Origin of the sequence: Bacillus tequilensis KCTC 13622 (genome assembly GCF_000507145.1) — a bacterium.
Taxonomy (GTDB): domain Bacteria; phylum Bacillota; class Bacilli; order Bacillales; family Bacillaceae; genus Bacillus; species Bacillus tequilensis.
The window spans coordinates 128,694-147,386 of the sequence record NZ_AYTO01000036.1 but is presented as its reverse complement, the minus strand read 5'-3'; the positions used below and the strand labels follow the sequence as shown (position 1 = coordinate 147,386).

General features: G+C 43.9%; 19 protein-coding genes. 13 read left to right on the top strand and 6 right to left on the bottom strand.

Annotated elements, in window-relative coordinates; translation table 11 throughout:
- Position 1 precedes the first annotated feature (1 nt).
- The 6 genes from V756_RS0116365 to cypC all read left to right on the top strand — a co-directional run bounded on the left by V756_RS0116365 (position 2) and on the right by cypC (position 5,800).
- Complete coding sequence (locus tag V756_RS0116365; RefSeq protein WP_024715611.1) at positions 2 to 649, top strand: metallophosphoesterase; 648 nt, start codon at positions 2 to 4, stop codon at positions 647 to 649.
- Between the two features lie 17 nt (positions 650 to 666).
- Complete coding sequence (locus tag V756_RS0116360; protein WP_024715610.1) at positions 667 to 1,908, top strand: ATP-grasp domain-containing protein; 1,242 nt, start codon at positions 667 to 669, stop codon at positions 1,906 to 1,908.
- Positions 1,909 to 2,354: 446 nt separating this feature from the next.
- The gene (locus V756_RS0116355; protein ID WP_024715609.1) at positions 2,355 to 3,743 is read left to right on the top strand and encodes an amino acid permease; all 1,389 of its coding nucleotides are present in this window, start codon (positions 2,355 to 2,357) and stop codon (positions 3,741 to 3,743) included.
- A gap of 112 nt (positions 3,744 to 3,855) precedes the next feature.
- Positions 3,856 to 4,104, top strand: a complete 249-nt coding sequence (csgA, locus tag V756_RS0116350; RefSeq protein WP_003241413.1) for a sigma-G-dependent sporulation-specific acid-soluble spore protein CsgA — start codon at positions 3,856 to 3,858, stop codon at positions 4,102 to 4,104.
- A 17-nt stretch (positions 4,105 to 4,121) separates the two neighbouring features.
- Complete coding sequence (locus V756_RS0116345; RefSeq protein WP_024715608.1) at positions 4,122 to 4,313, top strand: DUF5370 family protein; 192 nt, start codon at positions 4,122 to 4,124, stop codon at positions 4,311 to 4,313.
- 233 nt (positions 4,314 to 4,546) lie between these two features.
- Entirely contained in the window at positions 4,547 to 5,800 is a 1,254-nt protein-coding gene (cypC, locus tag V756_RS0116340) for a CYP152 family fatty-acid peroxygenase CypC (RefSeq protein WP_024715607.1), read from the top strand.
- A 38-nt stretch (positions 5,801 to 5,838) separates the two neighbouring features.
- Here the strand turns inward: cypC and V756_RS0116335 are convergent, their stop codons facing one another.
- Positions 5,839 to 6,099, bottom strand: a complete 261-nt coding sequence (locus tag V756_RS0116335) for a YbyB family protein (protein ID WP_024715606.1) — start codon at positions 6,097 to 6,099, stop codon at positions 5,839 to 5,841.
- 268 nt (positions 6,100 to 6,367) lie between these two features.
- On the opposite strand from V756_RS0116335, the gene aimA reads away from it, so the two are divergent.
- Positions 6,368 to 7,987 carry a glutamate/serine transporter AimA gene (gene aimA, locus V756_RS0116330; protein ID WP_024715605.1) on the top strand — a complete coding sequence of 540 codons (1,620 nt, stop codon included), beginning with the start codon at positions 6,368 to 6,370 and terminating at the stop codon, positions 7,985 to 7,987.
- Between the two features lie 37 nt (positions 7,988 to 8,024).
- Here aimA and V756_RS0116325 read toward each other — a convergent pair whose 3' ends face one another.
- Together V756_RS0116325 and glpT are read right to left on the bottom strand one after the other, a co-directional pair.
- Positions 8,025 to 8,906 (bottom strand): glycerophosphodiester phosphodiesterase, encoded by an 882-nt coding sequence (locus tag V756_RS0116325; protein ID WP_024715604.1) that lies wholly within the window; start codon positions 8,904 to 8,906, stop codon positions 8,025 to 8,027.
- Between the two features lie 91 nt (positions 8,907 to 8,997).
- Entirely contained in the window at positions 8,998 to 10,332 is a 1,335-nt protein-coding gene (glpT, locus tag V756_RS0116320) for a glycerol-3-phosphate transporter (protein ID WP_024715603.1), read from the bottom strand.
- Positions 10,333 to 10,622: 290 nt separating this feature from the next.
- Here glpT and V756_RS0116315 point away from each other — a divergent pair, with 290 nt between their 5' ends.
- The 3 genes from V756_RS0116315 to V756_RS0116305 all read left to right on the top strand — a co-directional run bounded on the left by V756_RS0116315 (position 10,623) and on the right by V756_RS0116305 (position 13,131).
- A complete protein-coding gene (locus V756_RS0116315; protein WP_024715602.1) occupies positions 10,623 to 10,871 on the top strand; it encodes a YbeF family protein in 249 nt (82 codons plus the stop codon).
- A 92-nt stretch (positions 10,872 to 10,963) separates the two neighbouring features.
- Positions 10,964 to 11,881, top strand: a complete 918-nt coding sequence (locus V756_RS0116310) for a bifunctional helix-turn-helix transcriptional regulator/GNAT family N-acetyltransferase (protein WP_024715601.1) — start codon at positions 10,964 to 10,966, stop codon at positions 11,879 to 11,881.
- Positions 11,878 to 13,131, top strand: a complete 1,254-nt coding sequence (locus V756_RS0116305) for an MFS transporter (RefSeq protein ID WP_024715600.1) — start codon at positions 11,878 to 11,880, stop codon at positions 13,129 to 13,131. The genes V756_RS0116310 and V756_RS0116305 overlap by 4 nt, the downstream gene beginning before the upstream one ends.
- Positions 13,132 to 13,158: 27 nt before the next feature.
- Here the strand turns inward: V756_RS0116305 and V756_RS1000000123990 are convergent, their stop codons facing one another.
- The 3 genes from V756_RS1000000123990 to V756_RS0116290 form a co-directional block, all read right to left on the bottom strand.
- The gene (locus V756_RS1000000123990; protein WP_370444928.1) at positions 13,159 to 13,593 is read right to left on the bottom strand and encodes a hypothetical protein; all 435 of its coding nucleotides are present in this window, start codon (positions 13,591 to 13,593) and stop codon (positions 13,159 to 13,161) included.
- A gap of 480 nt (positions 13,594 to 14,073) precedes the next feature.
- The gene (locus V756_RS0116295) at positions 14,074 to 14,994 is read right to left on the bottom strand and encodes a DMT family transporter (RefSeq protein ID WP_024715598.1); all 921 of its coding nucleotides are present in this window, start codon (positions 14,992 to 14,994) and stop codon (positions 14,074 to 14,076) included.
- Positions 14,991 to 15,818: an AraC family ligand binding domain-containing protein gene (locus V756_RS0116290; protein WP_024715597.1), complete on the bottom strand. Its 828-nt coding sequence runs from the start codon at positions 15,816 to 15,818 to the stop codon at positions 14,991 to 14,993. The genes V756_RS0116295 and V756_RS0116290 overlap by 4 nt, the downstream gene beginning before the upstream one ends.
- 222 nt (positions 15,819 to 16,040) lie before the next feature.
- Here V756_RS0116290 and purT point away from each other — a divergent pair, with 222 nt between their 5' ends.
- The 3 genes from purT to V756_RS0116275 all read left to right on the top strand — a co-directional run bounded on the left by purT (position 16,041) and on the right by V756_RS0116275 (position 18,641).
- The gene (gene purT / locus V756_RS0116285) at positions 16,041 to 17,195 is read left to right on the top strand and encodes a phosphoribosylglycinamide formyltransferase 2 (protein WP_024715596.1); all 1,155 of its coding nucleotides are present in this window, start codon (positions 16,041 to 16,043) and stop codon (positions 17,193 to 17,195) included.
- A gap of 143 nt (positions 17,196 to 17,338) precedes the next feature.
- Positions 17,339 to 18,280, top strand: coding sequence for a serine protease (locus V756_RS0116280; RefSeq protein ID WP_024715595.1), 942 nt, complete (start codon positions 17,339 to 17,341; stop codon positions 18,278 to 18,280).
- Entirely contained in the window at positions 18,243 to 18,641 is a 399-nt protein-coding gene (locus V756_RS0116275; protein WP_024715594.1) for a YbfJ family protein, read from the top strand. Before V756_RS0116280 ends, V756_RS0116275 begins: the two co-directional genes overlap by 38 nt.
- The last annotated feature ends 52 nt before the right edge of the window (positions 18,642 to 18,693 follow it).

Below are 18,693 nucleotides of genomic sequence, written 5' to 3'. Positions count from 1 at the left end.
CTTGCGCTATGCCTTCATAACAGATATACATGGGAAACGTAATAATCTTGAAAAGGTTTTGGAGCATATCCAAACCTTTTCTTCTATACATGAGATCATTTGTTTGGGAGATGTTTTTGAAGTTAAGGTTCCTAAAAAGGATTTAAAAGATTTTCAGTTTCAATCCATAGAACAAGTTTTAGATTTGGATTGGGAATTAATAGATTTGTTAAAAGGTATACGAGTGATAAAAGGCAATCAAGAGGAGAGGATATTAAGTCTGATCCCTGAGAAAGAAATTCCGATAGACTTTTATAACTTTTTGATTCACATGCCTTTAGACATTTATTTAACTCCAATGGTCAGATTAACGCACGGTCATACTTTTGACTGGACGGAGGGAGAAGACTATTGGAGGCCCAGCAATATTCATTGTTGGGGCAGACCGTGGATTTTTTATGGCCATAACCATCAAAATGTACTGTTTGAAGTTCAGGAGAAAGAGAATCATCCTTATTACGAACGAAAACGCATTATAAACGGTAAGCCTATCACTTTAGACGCTGCATCTCGTTATTTGATCAATATAGGCGATATGAAATATGATCACCCTAGTTGGATGCTTTTGGATACATTGGAAAATCAGATTACTTACAATATATTGTATTGAAAAGGAGTTTATTCTGGATGCTTCGTATTCTACTCATTAATTCCGATAAACCAGAGCCCATTCATTTTTTTCAAAAGGATAAGGAAACAAATGATACGATCAATATATCTGTGATTACGAGATCGTGTTATGCCCCTCTTTATTCACATTGGGCGGATCATGTATACATTGTTGATGATATAACAGATGTAACGGTTATGAAGAGTTTGATGCTTGATATATTAAAAGCCGGGCCGATTGATCATATTGTTACTACAACCGAAAAGAGTATATTAACAGGCGGGTTTCTTCGCTCTTATTTTGGAATAGCCGGTCCTGGATTTGAAACATCTCTTTATATGACGAACAAATTGGCGATGAAGACAAAACTTAAAACGGAAGGGATTCCTGTTGCAGATTTTTTGTGCTTGAGTCAGGTAGAAGATATCCCTGCAGCAGGCGAGAAACTTGGCTGGCCTATAATTGTAAAGCCGGCTCTTGGTTCGGGTGCCCTAAACACTTTTATAATCGATTCCTTACATCATTATGAAAGCCTGTATTCAACATCGGGCGGTTTAGGTGAACTAAAGAAGAATAACTCTCTTATGATTGCTGAAAAATGTATCGAAATGGAAGAGTTTCATTGCGATACTTTATACGCTGGCGGAGAGATTCTATTTGCATCAGTATCAAAATATACAGTGCCTTTGCTAAAAGGAATGGCTAAAATCCAAGGATCATTCATTTTAAGTCAAGATGATCCGCTTTATGCTGAAATATTAGAACTTCAGAAGTCTGTTGCTCAAGCATTTCGTATCACAGACGGTCCCGGGCATCTTGAAATATACAGAACTCCTTCAGGTGAATTGATCGTCGGTGAAATTGCAATGCGCATTGGGGGCGGAGGGATCAGCCGCATGATAGAAAAAAAATTTAATGTTTCTTTATGGGAAAGTTCTCTTAACACTTCCATAGGTAAAGATCCAAATCTCATGGTCAATCCAATAGAGGGGACTGTCGGGTACTTTAGCTTGCCTTGCCGAAACGGAACAATAAAAGAATTTACTCCCATTGAGGAATGGAAAAAACTTGCTGGCATAATGGAGGTTGAATTGTTATACCAAGAAGGTGATGTTGTTGATGAAAAGCAAAGTTCAAGTTTTGACCTTGCCAGACTTTATTTTTGTTTAGAAAATGAGAATGAAGTCCAACATCTATTAGCTTTAGTCAAACAAACATATTATCTTCACGTAAAAGAGGATCATATGATGAATCAATAAATTCATTTGGATGTTGCTGTTGTTTAAGTATAAACTCTACTGCAGATAGTAAATCGGTCAATCAGCTCGAGTGATGACTTTTTACAGAAATGGATAATGTGAAAATTGTAGCCCAGGAGATACTGAGTAGTTTGTGACAGGTCAAACGGGCGTAAATTATGAAGTAGGCAAGCTGTTCATGATGAACAGCTTATTTTTTATCGAAATGTAAACAATTACATTATATTTATATAAAAGAATGTAATTGAACTTCACAATTCAAAACTCTGGATATATGTGTTTACCTGAAAAAAACAATTGTATTTTCCAGAGAAATTTATTATGATGAAATAAGTAATTTTGGAGATTATATAACAATTTTGAGTTTGAATTTTCTGATTGTTGAGAAGGCAAGCTGTTCTGCTGTTTTCTCATTTTCGAGTATGTGGTTAAGAGGAGGAAGAGAAGTGGCAAATAAAGAATTAAAGAGGGGCCTGGGCGCGCGTCATATTCAGATGATTGCCTTGGGCGGTACGATCGGTGTTGGCTTGTTTATGGGTTCAGCCAGCACCATTTCATGGACTGGCCCGTCTGTCCTTCTGGCTTATGCAATATCCGGAATTTTTATCTTTTTTATTATGCGTGCGATGGGTGAAATGCTTTATGTCGAGCCGAGCACGGGTTCTTTTGCGACATTCGGCCATCAATATATTCACCCGCTGGCAGGCTATATAACAGCCTGGAGCAACTGGTTCCAGTGGATTATCGTCGGCATGTCAGAAATTATCGCTGTCGGCTCTTATATGAAGTATTGGTTCCCGGATTTGCCTGCTTGGATACCTGGTATCGTGGCAATGGTGATTCTTGGTGCGGCGAATTTAATTTCTGTTAAGTCTTTTGGCGAGTTTGAATTTTGGTTTGCGATGATTAAAATCGTGACAATTATCTTGATGATTATTGCCGGATTCGGGATTATTTTCTTCGGATTTGGCAACGGCGGGGATGCGATCGGCTTGTCGAATCTGTGGTCTCACGGAGGCTTCTTTGCAGGCGGTTTCTCTGGATTCTTCTTTGCGCTGTCACTTGTCATTGCGGCCTATCAAGGGGTTGAGCTGATCGGGATTACAGCCGGTGAGGCGAAAGACCCGCAAAACACGCTAAGAAGTGCGATTCAAAGTATTATCTGGCGTATTTTGATTTTCTATATTGGCGCTATTTTTGTAATCGTAACGGTGTATCCATGGGATGAGCTGAACTCACTCGGAAGTCCGTTCGTGTCTACATTCTCGAAAATCGGAATAACGGCAGCGGCCGGCATCATTAACTTTGTCGTGATTACAGCGGCGATGTCCGGCTGTAACAGCGGAATTTTCAGCGCGGGCCGTATGCTTTATACTCTGGGTGTAAATGGACAAGCACCGAAATTCTTTACGAAGGTTTCACGCAATGGGGTGCCGCTCTATGGCACAATCGCGGTGCTGCTCGGTTTGGCTGCCGGTGTTGTGCTGAATTATATCGCGCCGCCGAAGATTTTTGTATATGTATACAGCGCAAGCGTGCTGCCTGGCATGATTCCTTGGTTTATCATTTTGATCAGCCACATCGGATTCAGAAAAGCGAAGGGCGCTGCATTAAATAAACATCCATTCAAAATGCCGTTTGCCCCTTTCACGAATTATATGACGATTGCTTTCTTACTGATGGTTCTGGTCGGCATGTGGTTCAATGATGATACGCGTATCTCTCTGATTGTAGGCGTGATTTTCTTAGCGTTTGTGGTCATTAGTTATTATGTGTTCGGGATTGGCAAGCGTTCGCAGGCCAATTTGACAAAAAGCGATCAAGCGGTTGAATAACATAGGAAAAGAGACATTCACGGATGTCTCTTTTTTTATTTTTTGGCGTATGGATTTTTTCTATTTCAGCAAGCTATAGGGTAAAGATAGCAAAAGGAAAGGTGTTCATAAAATGGATGTTACACTCGGTTATTTGCGCGAATCACTTTCAAACCATCTTGAAAATGAAGTTTGCCAGCGGATTTGCAAGAAAATGCTCGCGAAGCGGTATGTGAATGAAGAGGAATTTGTAAAAGACTTAGATGACAATGAAATGTCTTTTTTGAACCACGTCTTAGAAAAAGAAATTAAGTATGCCCAGAATGAACAGGACCAAAAACGGGCCAAAGAATTAAACGAGGTGTATGAATTATTGCTTTGAGAAAGGCGGGATGAGAAATGGGAGCAATTGAACGAAGCGGATATACATTTCAGCCGGAGTTTAGCGTCGTCCGTCAAAACGGAGCCATCCATGTGTACCATTACGGAGAGTTTGTGGAAGAAATCGAATTTGAATTTAACGGGGAATATCCCGATCATGATTTGATTGAAGAGCTTGTGAATCATTATTGTTTTGAGCATGAGATATAGAGCCCTGCATTGCAGGGCTTCTACATTTGGATGTGATCAGGTCGTCTATGGTTTTTGTGTCGGAATGCCAAACAGGTTCACCCTTATCTCGTATTCCGCCCGATAAAGATGTTCATGACAGCTGAAAAGCACTTACAAGCGCTTGAATCGGATTCTGTAAACAAATACTATTATAGGGTTTATACATATTAGATAACGTGAAAAAAAGGGTAAAAAGGAAGGCGGCTTAGCGGATGAATGAGCAGATTCCACATGACAAAAGTCTCGACAACAGCCTGACGCTGATGCAGGAAGGATATTTGTTTGTCAAAAACAGAACAGAGCGCTATCAATCAGATTTGTTTCAGGCTCGTTTATTGGGAAAAACCTTTATTTGCATGACCGGCGCTGAGGCGGCGAAGCTGTTTTATGATACGGAGCGGTTTCAGCGGCAGAATGCTTTGCCAAAGCGGGTGCAGAAAACGCTGTTTGGCGTGAATGCGATTCAGACGATGGATGGCAGCGCGCATATCCATCGGAAGATGCTTTTTTTGTCATTAATGACGCCAGCACATCAAAAGCGGCTGGCTGAACTGATGACAGAGGAGTGGGAAGCGGCAATCACAAGATGGGAGAAGGCAGATCAGGTTGTGCTATTTGAGGAAGCAAAAGAAATTCTATGCCGGGTAGCGTGCTATTGGGCGGGTGTTCCGCTGAAGGAAACAGAAGTCAAAGAGAGAGCGGATGATTTCATTGATATGGTCGACGCGTTCGGTGCTGTGGGGCCGAGGCATTGGAAGGGAAGGAGAGCAAGGCCGCGTGCGGAAGAGTGGATTGAAAGAATGATTGAAGATGTTCGTGCCGGCCTGCTGAAAACACCTGCGAATACAGCGCTGCATGAAATGGCGTTCCACACGCAAGAAGATGGAAACGAGCTTGATTCCCGGATGGCAGCCATTGAGCTGATTAATGTTCTGCGGCCGATTGTTGCCATTTCTTACTTTCTTGTTTTTTCAGCGTTGGCGCTTCATGAGCATCCGAAGTATAAGGAATGGCTGCGGTCGGGAAGCGGCAGGGAAAGAGAAATGTTTGTACAGGAGGTCCGCAGATACTATCCGTTCGGCCCGTTTTTGGGGGCGCTTGTCAAAAAGGATTTTGTATGGAATAACTGTGTGTTTAAGAAGGACACACCGGTGCTGCTTGATGTATATGGAACGAATCACGACCCTCGCCTTTGGGATCATCCCGATGAATTCCGGCCGGAACGTTTTGCAGATCGGGAAGAAAATCCGTTTGATTTGATTCCTCAAGGCGGAGGTGACGCGGAGAAAGGTCATCGCTGTCCTGGGGAAGGCATTACGATTGAAGTTATGAAAGCAAGTTTGGATTTTCTCGTTAATCGGATTGAATACGACGTCCCGGAACAATCGCTGCATTACAGTCTCGCGAGAATGCCGTCATTGCCTGAAAGCGGATTTGTGATGAGCGGCATCAGACGGAAGAGGTAAATTAAAAAGCTCCCTTTTGAATGAAGGGAGCTTTTGGCTTACTTCTTTTTTTCATCGTAATATTGGACAGGATACATGGAGCCTTCTGATACCATTTTGTTATCTTCAATATCTTCCGGGTGCGGGTGTCCTGCTTTATCGACAGGGAACGATTCCATACTTGGCTGTTTGGTCATTTTCATTTTCATACTGTGAATGAATTCTCTTGCTTTTTGGCGATTTGACGGATCTTTTAATAGATAAGAAGTGATGCCGACGGTTGAAACAGCGAGACCTGAAAGTAACAGCTTTTGTTTCATGGTGATACTCCTTTCTATTGTAAGAGTAGTGTTTCCTGTATCATTCCCGTTTTGATTATCGCTAAACCTCCTGTATTTTTATCATTTATATTTACAATTAATTCCACTAATGAAGGAACTAGTGACTTCATTCCTGTATTGGAAGGTAATATACATTGACGTTTTATTATTTTCAGCCATAATTCGATAAATATTGACAAAGTAAAGTAATCAGAATAATAATATAATTAGCAAGAAAATGTCATCATACATGAAAGGTGTTTACGATATGAATCAATTGCATCGAAGAATGGGAACGTTTTCCCTCATGATGGTCGGGCTCGGATCTATGATCGGTTCAGGCTGGCTGTTCGGGGCTTGGCGTGCGGCCCAAATAGCAGGACCAGCTGCTATCATTTCATGGATTATTGGAATGGTCGTCATTTTATTTATTGCTCTTTCTTACAGTGAATTAGGTTCCATGTTCCCTGAAGCCGGGGGAATGGTAAAATATACGCAATATTCACACGGTTCGTTCATCGGGTTTATCGCGGGCTGGGCCAACTGGATTGCGATTGTGTCCGTTATTCCGGTTGAAGCGGTGGCCTCTGTTCAATATATGAGCTCGTGGCCTTGGGAATGGGCGAAATGGACAAGCGGTTTGGTGAAGAATGGAACGCTGACTGGGGAAGGATTAGCATTTGCCTCTGTATTGCTTCTTATTTATTTCCTGCTGAACTACTGGACAGTCAATCTATTTTCCAAAGCGAACTCATTCATTACAATTTTTAAAATTATCATTCCGGGTCTGACAATCGGGGCTTTGCTGTTTGTTGGATTCCACGGAGAAAACTTTACGTCCGGTCAAAGCATTGCGCCGAATGGCTGGGCGAGTGTGCTGACGGCGGTTGCAACTTCGGGTATCGTCTTCGCGTTTAACGGTTTCCAAAGCCCGATTAATATGGCGGGGGAAGCGAAAAACCCGGGGAAATCGATTCCGATCGCGGTTGTCGGCTCCCTTATCGTTGCAACAGTCATTTATGTCCTGCTGCAGATCGCCTTCATCGGAGCAGTGAATCCTTCTGATATTGCTCACGGCTGGAGCCATTTGAACTTTAATTCTCCTTTTGCTGATTTGGCGATTGCGCTGAATATTAACTGGCTTGTCATCGTGTTATATGCGGATGCCTTTGTGTCACCGTCCGGAACTGGTATTACGTATACGGCGACAACGTCCCGCATGATTTACGGTATGGAGAAAAACAAATATATGCCAAGTATATTCGGAAAGCTTCATCCGATTTACGGCGTTCCACGCCAAGCGATGTTTTTTAACTTGATTGTTTCGTTCATCTTTTTGTTCCTGTTCAGAGGGTGGGGCGTGTTAGCGGAAATTATTTCTGTTGCCACGTTAATTTCTTATATCACCGGCCCGGTTACAGTGATGACATTGAGACGGACGGGGAAAGACCTGTACAGGCCTCTTCGTTTAAAAGGCTTAAACGTGATTGCGCCGCTTGGATTTATCTTTGCGTCGCTCGTGCTGTATTGGGCCCGCTGGCCGTTAACAGGTCAGGTTCTGTTTATCATCCTGATCGGTCTTCCGATTTATTTCTATTATCAAGCGAAGGCGAAATGGAAAGGGTTTGGCCAGAACTTCAAAGGCGGCATCTGGATGGTGTTTTATCTGCTCGTTATGATGATTATTTCCTATTTGGGCAGTGATAAATTCGGCGGCCTGAATGTCATTCATTACGGCTGGGATATGGTTCTGATTGCAATTGTATCGCTCGTATTCTATGTGTGGGCGCTGAAGAGCGGCTACCAGACAGAATACTTAAAGGATGCGAAAGAGATTAATTCGCAGCTGCTGAACAGTCAGTCAGAAGCTGCTGCCGGAAAAGAATAAACGAAAACCTTGCGCGGAGGGCGCAAGGTTTTTTCGTTTAGTACCCTTTTTTTACTTTGCGGAAAAGGTCAGGATAGTTGGTGAACACTCCTGTTACTCCCCAGTCAAGCAGGCGGCGCATGTCTGCTTCTGTATTGACTGTGTAAGGGTGGAGCAAGAGGCCGTGGCTGCGGATCATTTGGACGTTTTCTGCATTCAGTGCTTTGTAATCCGGACCCGCGCCGACAGCGTATGTTTTGATTTCTTCCAAAACAGCATCTGTCATTGATGCCATTTGCTTGGCTTCCAGCAATTGAACCGTCGGTATGTTTGGCTGTAATTGATGGACTTTCACCAGGCTTTCTTTGCTGAATGACTGAATGATCACTTGGCCGCGCGCAGCGTGTTTGCCTAGTAAGTTATGTTTCTGCAAAGAAGCGATTAGTTTTTCTTCCATGCCCGGGTAGGTGTCAGGCGATTTTGTTTCAATGTAGTAGTTCGCGTGTTTTCCGAAACGGTCTAATACTTCATCTAATGTAGGAACTTTAAGGCCGGCATACTGCGGCTTTGCTTTTTCTGGATAGGCTTCATTAAACCAAGAACCGGCATCAAGCTTCTTAATGTCTGCGAACGTATGGTCTTTTACCCAGCCCGTTCCGTTTGTGGTGCGGTCCAGTTTTTCATCGTGCATGACGATCAATTTTCCGTCTTTTGTCATTTGCAGATCCAATTCAATATAGTCCGTTTTCATTTTCTGTGCGGTTTCATAAGACAGGATCGTGTGCTCAGGTACATATCCGGAAGCCCCTCTGTGCGCGACCGTCAGGATACGGTCAGGTGACAGCTGATTTCCTTTTGACGCCGCCGACACCGGCGTCATCATAAATAAGAATAAGCCCAGCGACAGAAGAACCAAGGTTAGTATTCTATTTTTCCGCATAATTTCCCCTCCTTATCAATAACTGTCTTTCATATTAAAAAACAGATGTAAACGGCGTGTTGGAAAATGATTAATCTTTTATGTTTGTTTCTTAAACGTGCTCAGCCCGCTTTCCTGTGTTCCACGTCATCGCTAAGAAGACGACAGCCAGAATACAGGAAGAAATCAGCATGATAAAGCCGCCGTTCCAATCAAACCGGTCAACGACAAAGCCCATAATGGCGTTGGCGAAAGCAGATCCGCCGATGTAGCCAAAAAATCCGGTCAAACCGGCTGCAGTTCCGGCTGCTTTTTTCGGTGCGAGGTCAATCGCCTGCAGGCCGATCAGCATAACAGGCCCGTAGATTAAGAAGCCGATGCTGATCAGGGCGATGTTGTCTATGAGCGGATTGCCGGCCGGATTCAGCCAGTACACCAATACGGCAATGAAAACGCCCGCCATAAACAAAACGCCTGCCGGTGCCCGGCGGCTTTTGAAGAATCGGTCACTGATCCATCCGCACAGGATGGTTCCCGGTATGCCGGCATATTCGTACAGAAAATACGACCAGCGCGAGTCTTCAGGAGAAAAGCCTTTGGCTTCTGTTAAGTAAGTAGGCGCCCAGTCAACCACGCCGTAGCGAACAAAATAAACAAATACATTCGCACACGCGATGTACCAGAGAAATTTGTTGTTGAGTACATATTGAAAAAGGATTTCTTTTGTTGTTAATTCTTTTTCCTGATTTTGATAAGCGTGTTTTGGGTAATCATTCCGATACTCTTCAATTGGCGGGAGTCCGCAGGATTGAGGCGTATCGCGAACCAATAAAACAATCAAAAATGAAATGATGATGGCGATGATGGCAGGAAAGAAAAAAACGCTTTTCCACGTCACGAACATCGCGATGCCAAGAGTGACAAGCGGGGCGAGAATACCGCCGCCAATGTTGTGGGCGACATTCCAGATGGACATTTTTGTGCCGCGTTCACTAATGGAAAACCAGTGGGCCATTGTCCTGCCGCATGGCGGCCAGCCCATTCCTTGGAACCATCCGTTGATAAACATAAAAATAAACATGATGGTAACGCTCGAAGTCACCCAAGGCATTGAGACGAAGAGAATATTAACGATTGCTGATAAAAATAGGCCTGTCGCGAGAAAATACCTCGGATTGCAGCGGTCGGACACCATTCCCATGATGAATTTGCTAAATCCGTACGCAATCGACACAGCGGCCAGCACCAAGCCCAATTCCGTTTTTGAAAAACCCTGCTCCTGCAGGTAAGGAATGGCAAAGGCAAAGTTTTTCCGCAGCAGGTAGTAGCCCGCGTAGCCAATGAAAATGCCAATGAATACTTGCAGCCTAAGCCGTTTATAAGCAGCATCCGTCTTTGAATCATCCAATCTCTCAATATGAGGAGCCGGCTTAAAGATGTGAAGCATCAAAATCATCCCCCTTTGCTGTTTATGCTGGATGTGAGGCATGCCTCCTTTACGAAAAACGAAAAGAGCCAGAAAACACCCCTTGTCAAAAGGGGTTGGAATCCTGGCTCTCCTCATCTCCATCCAAGCTATTAACTTATAATGATAGCGCTTTCTTAAATTATCATAGTCTGGAGTGTATGTAAACGGATAATTTTCAAAAGGAAAACTAAATGTGAATATTATCCTTTTACTGTTGCAGTTATGTTTTTTTGTTAGTAGCATAAAAATTTGGAGGGAGGCTGTTACAGGTGGATGAATTAGATATCGCGTTCGTTATTTTGCCGTTAGGAATTATGGTGTTATCAATTGTCGGGACGTGTGTTTGTAAAAACGTGTATTTGATGCCGGTGCTTAGTTTGATCATTTCGCTCGTGCTCACCTTTACCATTTTTAATCAATCATTTTTAGGGTGGGTTGTTGTTTATTGCTTGATGTCACTGGTTTTATCCTATATTACATTGATTGTAATCAGGAAAAGGAAAGCATCAGGTAAATGAAAATACCTCACTTTCTTAACATGTCGTTGACTTCGGCAACTATATTTGATTATAATTGCTTTAATCAACGATATACGAAAGTGGGAATGAGTTTGAAAACCAGTGAATCATCTGTCGGATTAAAATTCAGAAAGTTCAACCGATTTTATACAAATGTCCTTGGTTTCCTTAATGAGCACATTTACGACAGTCCGTTTTCCTTAACAGAAACACGGATTTTATTTGAGATTTATCATACGCCGAATTGTACAGCAAAAGCTCTTCAGGATCAGCTTGGGCTAGACCGGGGCTATGTCAGCAGAATTTTGAAGCAGTTTGAAAAAGAAGATTTAATTTATAAACAGAAGAGCAAAGAGGACGCCCGCCACCATTATATTTTTGTTACGGAAACGGGGAAAACGATTTATAAAAAGCTGGAGGGAAAAGCGAACGAACAAGTGGAACTGATGCTGGGGGAAATCAATCAAAAAGACCAGCATAAGCTTGCGGAAGCGATGGCAGAAATTGAGGCAATCCTTTCACACTCGCTTTCTTCCAGAACGTCAGAGATATCAATTAGAGATTATTATCTTTCTGATGATCTTCAGCTCATTATTGAGAAACAGAGACAATTTTATGCTGAGGCTCATGGCTGGGACGACACGTTTTTAGCTTATCTTCATGAGACATTTGATGCGGAAATCGAAAACATATGGATTGCTGAAAGCGTCGGGAAATTTGCCGGATGTGTTGGGCTGGTCAAACATGATGAAAAGACAGTGCAGCTTAGATGGTTTCTGGTTGATGCCGCTTTTCGAGGCAGAGGGCTCGGCACGCAATTGCTGGAGCATCTTATTGCATACTGCCGGGACATGAAGTTTGACCGTATTTTCCTTTGGACGGTGAGCACCATGGCTGAGGCCCGTCCGCTCTACGAAAAATGTGGATTCAGGATAAGTGAAGTGAAACAAGAAGCGCCATTATGGGGGCAGCGGCTGACAGAAGAACGCTGGGATTTGGTGCTGTCATGAAACGATTGCACTATGCTTGGATCATCGTCTCCGTCACTTTTTTGACCTTGTTGGCTGTTCAGGGGGTGCGGCTGTCGTTTGGAGCGTTTGTGGAGCCGTGGGAACAGGAGTTTTCAGTGGGCAGAGGCACCATCTCGCTGATTTCTACACTGAGTTTTATTGTGTATGGCATATCACAGCCTGTGATCGGGCGGCTTGTTGACAAATGGGGTGCCCGGGCAGTTTTGTCATGGAGCGCGTTACTGACAGGAGTCAGTATTTTCTTAACATACTTTGCCGCCTCGCCTTGGCAGCTGTTTCTGCTTTATGGGCTGGGTGTCTCGCTTGGAGTGGGCGGCGCGTCGAATGTGGCTGCAAGTGTGCTGGTCGTCAATTGGTTCAGCAAAAAGCGGGGACTAGCCTTTGGGATTATGGAAGCAGGTTTTGGAGCGGGGCAAATGCTTCTCGTTCCCGGCTCACTCATGCTGATCCATTGGTTTAGCTGGAAGCTGACGGTGGTGGTGTTGGGACTGCTGTTAATGGTGATTGTCTTTCCGGCTTCCTTGCTGATGCTGCGGAACAACCCTTCAGAAATGAACGCAGAGCCGATAGGCGGGCTGGCTGAATCAGAAAAAGAAACAGCACCCAAAACAACAGCTCTTTCAGTGATGGGGATGTTTCGCATGAAGCCATTCTGGTTTTTAATGTTGCCGTTTTTAATCTGCGGATTTACGACCGTGGGGCTGATGGATACTCATTTGATTCCGTTTTCTCACGATCACGGCTTTTCAACGACAGTCACAAGTGCCGCTGTCAGTCTGCTGGCAGGCTTTAATATCGCCGGCATCTTGCTGTCCGGAATTGTAGCGGACCGGTGGAGCAGCCGGAAAATCCTGTGCTTTTTATATGCGGTGCGCGCGCTGTCGATTGTGATACTCATTTACAGCCACGAGCCCTACTTGCTTTTAGCCTTTGCGATTTTGTTTGGGTTAGTGGACTTCGCAACGGTTGCGCCGACTCAAATGCTTGCAACCCAGTACTTTCAAAACTACTCGATTGGTCTCATGATCGGCTGGCTGTCGCTCGCCCATCAAATCGGCTCAGCACTCGGCGCGTATGTGCCAGGCGTCATCTATACGGTAACGGGTGAGTATACATGGGCTTTTTATTTGTCGATCGGGATGCTTGTGCTGGCGAGTGTGATGAATGTGATGCTGAGGGAGCCCGCGGCGGTCACGCAACACAGTGCGGCTGTGGCGGAGAAGGTGTAGGAAAGGGTTGAGGAGCATCTCTGGGGGTTATTCAGAGATGCTTTTTTTATATTTTTCTTCTAATACGAAATCAATCATTCCGACAATACGGGCGTTTTCGGCTTTTTGTTTGAAGCGATCAGAAATTTGAACTTTTCTTGAAAATGGAAAAACGCCAAATACCCAGATAAGACCGATCAAAGCAAAAAACATTTGTACAGTTAATTCTATTAACTCATTGAAACGAGTGCTGAAAAAATAAATATATAAAGTTACAAATGTCACGAAACAAACGATTTTGACGGTGTGTTTGAATGTGAGCTGGGGTTCGCTAAAGAATACTTTTAGTTGATTCAGCATGATAGAATCTTGTTTGTTTAGGAAAAGCAAAAGCTCTTTATCATCTTTTCTATGTTCTAAAATAAACTTTGCCGCTGTTTCTGTTTCTTTATATGTTTGTTGGTCTACATTCAATACATACATCTCCTAGGTATAATCATTACATATTTTTTAGTTAGGGTAACAAATCTATAGGATTTTTTTGTTATATCTTACTGTAAGAATATCTTTCATCCGCAACTATTCGGTTTTTTGTCCAAATTCCAGAATAATCACTTAAACATGTCTGGTATATCAATGTAATTGATTTGTCCTAAAGTCGTTGCTGTCTACATGCAAAACTGCTACTTTCACTAGAAACTGTAGCGGAAGGGAAAGGTCAGCATAATAGTGCTTTAACTGGTTGAGTGTAAGAGAATCTTGGTGAAAAGGATAATCTGTTATCTCCTGTTGATTTTGCATCTGATCGATATTCTGAACGATGTTTTTGTTTTTCAAAATTGATAAACTTTCAAAAAAAGCTAAAAGACTGCATGAGCATATTTTAACTTATGTTCATGCAGTTTTGTATTAAAATTAGCTCATATAATAAGAACAAATGGCAACCTACAGAAATGAAGTCCGCTAAGCATCCATATGATATCCGTCTTTCACCAGCTTCGTTTTCGGTTTCAGCTCTGAAATGTAGAGGCCTAAAAGCGTGAGCGCACCTCCCAGAAGAGCGATCCATGTCATCTTTTCATGCAGGATCAGGACGGAAGCGGCGATTGTGATAACCGGCACCATGTAAATATACGCGCTGGATTTGACGGCGCCAAGCACGCCGACTGAATAGTTCCAAGTGGCGAAGCACAGGGCCGAAGCGCCAATGCCGAGGAAAAGCATGTTGAGTACGTTCGAAGCAGATGAAAGTCGGCTCAGGTCAAAGTGGAAGTCGAACAAAAATAAAGCGGGAACCATAAACAACAAACCGTACAAAAACACTCTCTGTGTCAGTTCGATGATGTGATAATTGTAATCGCTTAATTTTTTCATGAAAATCGAGTAGCCGCCAAATACCAGAGCGGCACCGGCTGCCAGGATGTCTCCGAACGGATTCAGACGCAGTACGATATTGCCGTTGAATGTAATTAATAAAAGCCCGATCAGTGCCGCTCCAAATCCAATGAAAAAGGTCAGCCGCAGTTTTTCGCCTTCAAGCAGAAAGTGAGCCAGTATAGCAGTAATCATTGGAATAATGGACACGATCATGCCGACATTGGATGCGTATGTATAGGTGAGAGCTATATTTTCTAATAGAAAGTATAAAGTTACGCCAAATAAACCAGCCCCGGCAAATAATAGCTCATGCCGCCAATTTTTGAACGGAATCATTTTGGGGCGGACGAGGATAAGAGCAATAAAGCCCATCAAAAACCGATAAAATAAGATTTCAGTCGGAGTGAAGTCTGCCAGCAGCACCTTTGTCGAAATAAAGGTCGTCCCCCAAATCAGGATGGTCACAATGGCTGCAATATGCCCGGAAGTTTCACTTTGTATGCTCATCTTTGAAGCTCCTTTTCAAAAATCTTCATGTATTGCTTCGGCGTCAGCCCCACCTGCCGTTTGAAAAACTTCGTCATATGGCTTTGATCGCTGAATCCTGTCTGAACTGCCGCGTCGATCGGTCTTACCCCTTGTTCAAGAAGTTTCTTCGCTTGATTAATCCGGATTGTTTCTAGATAGCTATTTGGCGTAATTCCTTTTTGTTTTGTAAATGAACGCAGTAAATGGTACTTGCTCCAGCCTGTTAATTCACTCAAATCATTGAGCGTGACATTTTCGGCATAATGTTTTTCTAGAAATTCGCAAACCATTTTGACTTCGTCGGATGGTTCGGGAATGCTGTTGAGGAACGTCACGTCAGAATAATGGCGAATCAGCTCTTCCAGCAGGTGTAGAAACAGCTCCTCTTTGTGCAAAGCCTGTTTTTCATCGGATATCAACATGTGCAATTCCTGCAGGCTGGATGTCAGCTCGTGGCGGAATAACACATGCTGGGAAAAATAAGGGAGATGCTCGGCGCCAGTAATCTCCTTAACAGCCTTCTCCATAACATCCGGCATTACGTTAATACACCGATAATCAAGCGTCCGGCCGTCAATCTGTTCACAGCTATGCGTGTCACGGGGGTTAAAGAGGAGAAGATCACCCGGATTGATGATATATTCCTGATCCTGACAGGCCAGATACCGCTGTCCTTTTTCAATAAAGCCGATCACATAATAATCGTGAAAGTGGTTCGGGAATTTCTGCATAATTCCCTGGAAACGGTAGGCCTCGATGTTAAGATGCGGGTCGAGATGCAGTGTGCGGGTTTCGTTTTGCATGGGATGCCTCCTGTCGATATGGTGTCTTGGGTTAAGTGTAGCATGATTTTTGGGAATTTCTTGTATGATGTTGCTGTTAGGAATAGAAAAAGCAGACCGTTATTGGCGGTCTGCTTTGAATTAAACATATTTCATCTTCAATAATTTTATCTATTTCAATAAAAAATTCATTTTTCAAATATTTCAGTTATAATGATTGGGAAACAGATAGGAGGGGCAAAGATGTATCAATCAAAGAAGGTTTTATTGTTAGGTTCGGGTGAGTTAGGAAAAGAGGTAGTGATTGAAGCGCAGCGTCTTGGGGTACAGACGGTGGCGGTTGACAGTTATGAGCATGCTCCGGCAATGCAGGTCGCGCATCATAGCTATGTCGTTGACATGCTGGACCGCGAGCAGATCAGAACCATCATTGAGAAAGAAAAGCCGGATTTGATTGTGCCTGAGGTTGAGGCCATCGCGACGGATGAATTGCTGAAGCTTGAAGAGGAAGGATTTCACGTCATCCCGAATGCGCGTGCGGCGAAGCTGACGATGGATCGGGAAGGTATCAGGCGGCTTGCGGCGGAAACGCTTGGACTTGCGTCGGCAGGCTATGAATTTGCGAATACATATGATGAATTTGTACAAGCGGCAGCTCAGATCGGTTTCCCTTGTGTCGTTAAACCGTTAATGAGTTCATCTGGAAAAGGCCAAAGCGTGTGCCGCTCTGAAGCGGATTTAGAAAGGTGCTGGGAGACGGCGATGGAAGGCGGTCGGGTGAAAAACGGGCGCGTGATCGTAGAGGAGTTTATTCCATTCGAATCAGAAATTACACTCTTAACCGTACGTGCGGTTAACGGCACGACATTTTGCGAGCCGATCGGTCATGTGCAAAAGGACGGGGACTATATCGAATCATGGCAGCCGCATCATATGACAGAGCAGCAGATGGAAGAAGCGAAACATATTGCAAAAGCCATTACGGATGAGCTTGGCGGGTACGGCCTGTTTGGCGTTGAGCTGTTCCTTGCAAAAGATAAGGTGTATTTCAGTGAGGTATCTCCTCGTCCGCATGATACGGGCCTTGTCACGCTGGTGACGCAAAATTTGTCAGAATTTGCGCTGCATGTCCGGGCGATTCTCGGCTTTCCAATTACAGAAATCACACAGCTTTCACCTGGCGCCAGCCGGCCCCTCAAAGCACCGGAAGAAGCAGCGGATTATACTGTTGAAGGACTGGAAAACGCACTGGCAGTGCCGAAGACCCAAGTGCGCGTCTTTGGTAAGCCGATAACGAAAGCCGGACGCCGTATGGCGGTTGCGCTTTCTGCTGCCGATACAGTCGAAACAGCGAGAGAGAACGCAAAGAAAGCATTGGATCAGCTGTCTATCAAATAGAGTTTGAGCAGGCCTTGTCTTGGACAAAGGTCTGTTTTTTTTCATCCAGCTAAAAGTTTTATCATAAGAATCAGAAACCTGATTATAATGTAAAAGTCTTCCACCTGAAAGGGTGGTTGACACAAAAGGAGGGAGATGACAAAATGAAATTAGTTCTAATTTTCAAAAAACAATGGTTCGTTTACTTAACGGTTTTGTGCCTGGCTTTGGCAGCGGCGGTACCTTTCGGCGCACGGGCGCAAGCGGCAGAGAACCCGCAAACTTCTGTATCGAATATCGGTGAAGAAGCAGATGCCTCGAAAAACCAAACGTCAAAATCAGAACAGGTTTCAGCCCCTTATGAGGGAACCGGGAAAACAAGTAAATCATTATTCGGCGGCCAAACGGAACTGGAAAAAAACATTCAAACCTTACAGCCTTCAAGCATCATCGGAACCGATGAACGCACGAGAATCTCCAGCACAACGTCTTTTCCTTACAGAGCAACTGTTCAACTTTCAATCAAGTATCCCAACACTTCAAGCACTTATGGATGTACCGGATTTTTAGTGAACCCGAATACTGTTGTAACGGCTGGACATTGTGTGTACAGCCAGGATCACGGATGGGCTTCGACAATAACTGCGGCACCGGGACGCAATGATTCATCATATCCATACGGAACGTATGCTGGCACGATGTTTTACTCCGTCAAAGGATGGACGGAAAACAAAAACACCAATTATGATTACGGAGCTATCAAATTAAACGGTTCTCCTGGAAACACGGTTGGCTGGTACGGCTATCGGACAACAAACAGCAGCAGTCCCGCGGGCCTTTCCTCGTCAGTAACAGGATTCCCGTGTGACAAGACATTTGGCACGATGTGGTCCGACACAAAGCCGATTCGCTCTGCTGAAACGTATAAACTGACTTATACAACCGATACGTACGGCTGCCAAAGCGGCTCGCCTGTTTATCGAAATTACAGTGATACAGGGCAGACAGCCATTGCGATTCACACGAACGGAGGATCGTCATATAACTTGGGAACAAGGGTGACGAACGATGTATTCAACAATATTCAATATTGGGCAAATCAATAAATACAGCAAACTAGCGGTTTTTATGTCTATTTTGTTTTTATGCGGATGCAGCTCTCAGACGCATTCTGTCCAGAAAGAAACGGCTATCCCTGTCACTCTTCATGTAGAGGATGCCAAGGGGCTGCCGGTCGAAGGGGTTCAAGTGACGATTGTCCAAGCGCCCGCCTCAGATCAGCAGCCAACTACAGAGATTGGCGAAATCCTCGGAAAAACAGACAAAAACGGAGACATCAAATGGGAAACTGGCAGAAAAGGTGACTACTCAGTCGCATTGACGAAGGGTGAAAAATCGGTAAGCCATCACATCTCCTTAACGAAGGATAAAAAAGATAAGGTCATTCCATTAGTCTTCAAAGAATAAGCGGTTTCCCTGATTTCAAGGGGAACTGTCTTTTTTTATGCACCAAGGAAGT

Coding starts and splice junctions, on each gene's coding strand:
- V756_RS0116275 (WP_024715594.1), top strand. CDS start 18,243: ATGTATTCAACAATATTCAATATTGGGCAAATCAATAAATACAGCAAA.
- V756_RS0116305 (WP_024715600.1), top strand. CDS start 11,878: ATGAAACGATTGCACTATGCTTGGATCATCGTCTCCGTCACTTTTTTG.
- glpT (WP_024715603.1), bottom strand. CDS start 10,332: ATGCTTCACATCTTTAAGCCGGCTCCTCATATTGAGAGATTGGATGAT.
- V756_RS0116325 (WP_024715604.1), bottom strand. CDS start 8,906: ATGCGGAAAAATAGAATACTAACCTTGGTTCTTCTGTCGCTGGGCTTA.
- V756_RS0116345 (WP_024715608.1), top strand. CDS start 4,122: ATGGGAGCAATTGAACGAAGCGGATATACATTTCAGCCGGAGTTTAGC.
- purT (WP_024715596.1), top strand. CDS start 16,041: ATGTATCAATCAAAGAAGGTTTTATTGTTAGGTTCGGGTGAGTTAGGA.
- aimA (WP_024715605.1), top strand. CDS start 6,368: ATGAATCAATTGCATCGAAGAATGGGAACGTTTTCCCTCATGATGGTC.
- V756_RS0116295 (WP_024715598.1), bottom strand. CDS start 14,994: ATGAGCATACAAAGTGAAACTTCCGGGCATATTGCAGCCATTGTGACC.
- V756_RS0116335 (WP_024715606.1), bottom strand. CDS start 6,099: ATGAAACAAAAGCTGTTACTTTCAGGTCTCGCTGTTTCAACCGTCGGC.
- V756_RS1000000123990 (WP_370444928.1), bottom strand. CDS start 13,593: ATGTATGTATTGAATGTAGACCAACAAACATATAAAGAAACAGAAACA.
- csgA (WP_003241413.1), top strand. CDS start 3,856: ATGGATGTTACACTCGGTTATTTGCGCGAATCACTTTCAAACCATCTT.
- cypC (WP_024715607.1), top strand. CDS start 4,547: ATGAATGAGCAGATTCCACATGACAAAAGTCTCGACAACAGCCTGACG.
- V756_RS0116280 (WP_024715595.1), top strand. CDS start 17,339: ATGAAATTAGTTCTAATTTTCAAAAAACAATGGTTCGTTTACTTAACG.
- V756_RS0116360 (WP_024715610.1), top strand. CDS start 667: ATGCTTCGTATTCTACTCATTAATTCCGATAAACCAGAGCCCATTCAT.
- V756_RS0116290 (WP_024715597.1), bottom strand. CDS start 15,818: ATGCAAAACGAAACCCGCACACTGCATCTCGACCCGCATCTTAACATC.